At 65.0% G+C, this 4742-nt stretch carries 1 protein-coding gene; it reads left to right on the top strand.

Features of this window, described 5'->3' with window-relative positions; genetic code table 11:
• Positions 1-86 precede the first annotated feature (86 nt).
• The coding region (locus ACRWNM_RS36430) for an amino acid adenylation domain-containing protein (RefSeq protein WP_431972716.1) at positions 87-4742 on the top strand (4656 nt) is incomplete at its 3' end.

The raw sequence follows: 4742 nt of genomic DNA, 5'->3' as shown, positions 1-4742 counted from the left end.
CGCGGGTGGACCTGCTTTCGGAGACAGAACACCGGCAGCTCGCCACGGGTAGGGCATCCACGGTGGTCGAGGTGCCGGATGCCACATTGAGTGATTTGTTCGACGCCCAGGTGGCTCGCACCCCGGATGCGGTCGCGGTGGTGTGCGGGGACGTGCGATTGACCTATGCGGAACTCGATGCGCGGATCAACCGGCTCGCGCGGTTGTTGATCGCCCGAGGTGTAGGTCCGGAGACACACGTGGCGGTGGCGATGCGTCGGTCGATCGACCTACTGGTCGGGATGTATGCGATCGTCAAGGCCGGTGGCGCGTACGTGCCGCTCGACCCTGATCACCCCGCCGAACGCATCGGGCATGTCCTGAACACGGTGCATCCGTTGTGCGTGCTGACTACCTGCGGTGACCGGAACCTGCCGGTGACGACCACCAGCCCGGTGCTGCAGATCGACACACGCGCGATGTCGGGGCCGGATCCTTCCCCGATCACCGACACCGACCGGATATCACCGCTGCGACCACAGAACATTGCGTATGTGATCTTCACGTCAGGATCCACCGGGGTGCCCAAGGGAGTGGCCCTGACTCACCGTGCCACGGTGAGTCAGCTGTCGTGGGCCCAGTCGCGGTACCCGCTCGACGGCAGCGATGTGGTGTTGCACAAGACGCCGATCACATTCGACATATCGGTATGGGAGTTGTTCTGGCCCTTACAGGTTGGGGCACGAGTGGTGATCGCCGCACCCGACGGCCACCGCGATCCGGCGTATCTGGTGCGAACCATGGACAGCGAGGCGGTGACGACGGTGCATTTCGTGCCGTCGATGCTGGCGGCGTACATGGCCACGGTGCCCGCCCCGCTGGGTTCCAGTGTGCGCCGGGTCTTCGCCGCCGGGGAAGCGCTGTCCAGGGACACCGCCGACCGTTTCACCAGGTACTGCGATGCGGACCTGTACAACTGGTACGGCCCGGCGGAGGTCGAAGTAGTCACCGCGTGGGAATGCAGACCCGGTGACACCGCGGCGACGGTGCCCATCGGGGCACCGGTCTGGAACACCTCAACATACGTGCTGGATTCGTATCTGCGACCGGTTCCTGTGGGCGTTTCAGGGGAGTTGTATCTGGCGGGCGTGCAGTTGGCGCGCGGCTATGTTGGGCGTACAGGGTTGACGGCGCGACGGTTCGTCGCCGACCCATTCGGTCAGCCTGGCCACCGCATGTACCGCACCGGGGACGTGGTGCGCTGGAATGCCGACGGGCAGTTGGAGTATGTGGGCCGCAGCGATTTCCAGGTCAAGCTACGGGGGTTCCGGATCGAGTTGGGGGAGATCGAGGCGGCGCTTGCCCGGCACGACGCGGTGGCGCGGGCGGTGGTGGTGGTCCGCGGCGAGGCTGGGGTAGACCGCCTGATCGGATACGTCGTCCCGGAGTCGGGGGTGGAGATCGACACGGCCGAGGTGTTGACGTTCGTGCGGTCGGTGGTGCCGTCGTACATGGTGCCCACGGCCGTGGTGGTACTCGACGAGTTCCCATTGAATACTTCGGGGAAGTTGGACCGGAAGGCATTGCCGGCGCCGATATTCGAGCCGGTGGTGTTCCGGGCGCCGGTCACTCCGGTGGAGCAGGTGGTGGCGGAGGTGTTCGCCGAGGTGTTGGGGGTCGAGCGGGTGGGGCTCGACGACGATTTCTTCGCGTTGGGTGGCAACTCATTGATGGCGACGAGGTTGGTGTCGCGACTGGGCGCGGCGATCGATGCGCGGGTGCCGGTGCGGGAGGTGTTCGAGGCGTCGACGGTGGGGACGTTGGCGGCGCGGGTGGGTGCGCATGTCGGCGAGGGCGGGCCTAGAGCCCTGCGGTCGCAGCCGCGTCCGGATCGTATTCCGCTGTCGCTGGCGCAGCAGCGGATGTGGTTCCTCAACCGGTTCGACCCCGACTCGGCTGCCTACAACATTCCGGTCGCACTCCGTTTGTCCGGGTCGCTCGATGTGGACGCCCTACGAGCGGCGGTCGACGACCTCATCGGCCGACACGAAACACTGCGCACGGTCTACCCTGAGGTCGACGGCACCGCCCACCAGGTGATCCTTCCTGTAGGCCAATGTATTCCGGATCTCACATCGCGGGTTGTCCCCGAATCCGATCTCCTCGAGGAAATCGCTGAGTTCGTGTCGGCCGGGTTCGATGTGACCGAGCAGATCCCGTTGCGTGGAATGTTGATTCGAGAAGCCGAAGCAGATAACCGGTTTGTGTTGGTCTTCGTGGTCCATCACATCGCCGCGGACGGGTGGTCGATGCGGCCGCTGGCGCGGGATCTGATGGTGGCCTATGCGGCACGGTCGCGGGGCGAGGTGCCGGCGTGGGCGCCGCTCGAAGTGCAATACGCGGACTACTCGCTGTGGCAGCGAGAGGTTCTGGGCAGCGAAAACGATCCGAAGTCACGGATTTCCCAGCAACTCGACTACTGGAAGTCCGTGTTGGCTGGAATTCCGGATCAATTGGATCTGCCGGCGGACCGTCCGCGGCCCGCGGTGCAGTCGTTCGAGGGTGCACGGATCGATTTCACCATCGACACGCGCCTGCATCGAATGCTGAACGTGCTTGCGCGGGAACACAATGCGACGCTGTTCATGGTGATGCACACAGCGTTCGCGACATTACTCGCCAGGATGTCGCGGACCGATGACATCGTGATCGGCACGCCGATCGCCGGTCGTGGTGACGCGGCGCTCGAGGATCTGGTCGGCATGTTCGTCAACACTTTGGTGTTGCGGACGGAGGTGGACCCCGCCCAGAGCTTCGCCGATCTGCTTGCGCGGGTGCGGGCGTCGGACCTCGGAGCGTTCGAACACGCAGAGATACCATTCGAGAGTTTGGTGGCGGCGCTCAATCCGGACCGATCGACGGCGCGACAGCCGCTGGCGCAGGTCGGTTTCTCTTTCCAGAACCTCGCGTCGAGCGCACTCGAACTCAAAGGTTTGTCCGTCGACGCGGTCGATTTCTACTCGAACATATCGCAGTACGACCTGCACCTGATCGCGGCGGACACCTACGACGAGCATGGGACCGCGGCCGGTATCGGCGCCACCATCACTTATACGACGGCGCTGTTCGATGCCTCGACGGTGCGTTCGTTCGCGGATCGGTTCGTGCGGGTTCTCGAGGCCGTGATTGCGGATCCGTCGGTGCCGGTGGGCGATATCGAGATCCTCGCCGCCGCCGAGCGGGAGTTGGTGCTCGAGTCGTGGAACGACACCGGTCGTGCGGTACAGGCGGGGGCGACGTTGGTGTCGTTGTTCGACGCGCAAGTTACGGCCGATCCGGCTGCGACGGCGCTGGTGTTCGAGGGCGGGAAACTGTCGTACGGTGAGTTCGATGCTCGGGTCAATCGACTTGCGCGCAAGCTCATCAGTGACGGCGTGGGGCCGGAGTCATTGGTGGCGTTGGCGATCCGCCGGTCGGTGGATCTGTTGGTGGGAATGTACGCGGTCGCCAAGGCAGGTGGCGGGTATGTGCCGATCGATCCGGATCAGCCGGCGGAGCGGACACGGTTGATCTTGGAGACGGGCGCGCCGGTATGCGTGCTCACGACCGCGCGCGACCGTTTCGAGGTCCCGGGTGGTATCGCGGTCTTGCAGGTCGACACTGTAAATCTCACAGAGTTCGATGCGTCCGCGGTGTCGGATGCGGATCGGCTCGCGCCGTTACGGCCGCGGAACACAGCGTATGTGATCTTCACGTCCGGCTCGACCGGCATTCCGAAGGGTGTATCCGTCAGCCACCGTGCCGTGGTGAATCAGTTGGAGTGGATCAAGCACGAATTCGGGTTCGACGCGTCTGATGTGGCGTTGCTCGAGACGGCGGCGACGTTCGATTTGTCAGTGTGGGAATTCTGGTCGGCGTTGGTCTCAGGCGGCCGGTTGGTGATCGCAAGGGCCGACGCTCACCAGGAGCCGGATTATCTGCTCGAGTTGATTCGGGCACAGGGAGTGACGACGTTGCACGTGGTGCCGTCGACGTTGTCGATGCTGATGACGACAACTGGCGGCGGTGGTGGTGGCGTGTCGGAGTCGTTGCGGCGGGTCCTCGCGATCGGTGAGGCGTTGCCGGCCGCCACGGCACAGGCGTTCCGCTTGGCGAACACGAGTACGGCGCTATTGAACTTGTATGGTCCGACGGAGGCTGCGATATCGGTGACGTCACACGAGGTGGCGGATGCGGATGCCGTGGGTGTGCCGATCGGATCACCGGAGTGGAACACTCGCGTGTATGTCCTCGACGGCCGGCTCCGGGCAGTGCCCGTGGGGGTGGTGGGTGAGTTGTATCTGGCGAGTGTGCAGTTGGCGCGGGGGTATCACGGTCGGCCGGGTTTGACGGCGGGTGGGTTCGTGGCGGATCCGTTCGGGGTGGCGGGGGAGCGGATGTACCGGACGGGGGATCTGGTGCGGTGGCGTGCGGATGGGCAGTTGGAGTATGTGGGGCGCAGTGATTTCCAGGTGAAACTGCGGGGGTTCCGGGTCGAGTTGGGGGAGATCGAGTCGGTGTTGCTGGCGCACGAGTCGGTCGCGCGGGCGGTGGTGGTGTTGCACCACGATTCCCACGTCGGGGACCGGTTGGTCGGGTATGTCGTGCCGGAGTCGGGGGTGGAGGTGGACCCGCTCGTGGTCGGCGACCACCTGCGTGCCCGGTTGCCGTCGTACATGGTTCCGGCGGTGGTGGTGGTGCTCGACGGGTTGCCGGTGACTGCG

The sequence above is a fragment of the Nocardia sp. bgisy134 genome, from assembly GCF_965341865.1.
Taxonomy (GTDB): Bacteria; Actinomycetota; Actinomycetes; order Mycobacteriales; family Mycobacteriaceae; genus Nocardia.
Note: the sequence above shows the minus strand (reverse complement) of the source record. Positions and strands in the feature narration are given on the sequence as shown.